We start from the raw sequence: 376 nt of genomic DNA on the forward strand, positions 1-376 counted from the left end.
AGCCAGTACGCGATCGCCAAGTTCGTCGAGGACAAGCACAAGGACAAGCTCCCGCCCAACTTCCGCAAGCTCCTGCTCGGCCAGCTCAAGAAGCTCGTCGCCGGCGGCAAGCTCACCAAGGTGAAGAACTCCTACAAGCTGCCCGCACGCGCCCCGGCCGCCGCCAAGCCGAAGCCCAAGTCCAAGACCGCTGTGAAGAAGCCCAAGGCCGGGGCGAAGAAGCCCAAGGCCGCCACCAAGCCCAAGCCCAAGGCCAAGGCCAAGTCCCCCGCTAAGGCGAAGCCCGCTGCAAAGCCCAAGGCAGCCGCGAAGCCGAAACCCGCAGCAGCCAAGCCCAAGGCGGCCGCCAAGCCGAAGGCCAAGCCAGCTGCCAAGM

1 protein-coding gene is annotated in these 376 nt (G+C 66.4%); it reads left to right on the forward strand.

Translation table 11 applies throughout. The features are described 5' to 3' along the window. A partial coding sequence (locus FWJ25_RS20690; protein WP_188093678.1) for a histone H1/H5 family protein occupies positions 1–376 on the forward strand: 376 nt, incomplete at both ends.

It is taken from the genome of Marinobacter salinexigens (genome assembly GCF_008370345.1).
Taxonomy (GTDB): domain Bacteria; phylum Pseudomonadota; class Gammaproteobacteria; order Pseudomonadales; family Oleiphilaceae; genus Marinobacter; species Marinobacter salinexigens.